The sequence below is a fragment of the Bacillus sp. LR--39 genome (assembly GCF_053613335.1).
This window is the reverse complement of record NZ_JBSIOT010000719.1, coordinates 1-777: the sequence shown is the minus strand read 5'-3', so window position 1 is coordinate 777 and position 777 is coordinate 1. Positions and strand designations below refer to the sequence as shown.

At 46.2% G+C, this 777-nt stretch carries 1 pseudogene; it reads left to right on the top strand.

Annotated features, from left to right (window positions below):
• Positions 1 to 777, top strand: a pseudogene (abfA, locus tag ACWHAR_RS26080) (alpha-L-arabinofuranosidase AbfA); the annotation flags it as partial.

The following is a 777-nucleotide window of genomic DNA, read 5'->3' as shown; positions in this document are numbered from 1 at the left end:
CATGGTGCTTAGGAAACGAAATGGATGGACCGTGGCAGATCGGCCACAAAACAGCTGATGAATACGGACGGCTAGCCGCAGAGACGGCAAAGGTCATGAAATGGGTTGATCCATCAATTGAACTCGTTGCCTGCGGCAGCTCAAACAGCGGTATGCCGACCTTTATCGATTGGGAAGCGAAGGTGCTGGAGCATACGTATGAGCATGTCGACTATATCTCTCTTCACACTTACTACGGAAACCGGGATAACAATCTGCCAAACTACTTGGCCCGTTCCATGGATTTGGATCATTTTATCAAATCAGTCGCTGCGACCTGTGACTATGTAAAAGCAAAAACACGCAGCAAGAAAACAATCAATCTTTCTCTGGATGAATGGAACGTCTGGTACCACTCAAATGAGGCTGATAAAAAAGTCGAGCCGTGGATCACTGCGCGTCCGATTTTAGAGGATATTTACAATTTTGAAGATGCCTTATTAGTCGGCTCTCTGCTCATTACGATGCTGCAGCACGCAGACCGTGTGAAAATTGCGTGTCTTGCACAGCTTGTCAATGTCATCGCGCCAATCATGACGGAAAAAGGCGGAGAAGCATGGAGACAGCCGATTTTCTATCCATACATGCATGCTTCTGTTTACGGAAGGGGCGAGTCACTGAAACCGCTTATTTCTTCTCCTAAGTACGATTGTTCTGATTTCACTGATGTGCCATATGTTGATGCTGCTGTTGTGTACTCTGAAGAGGAAGAAACACTCACTATTTTTGCGGTAAACA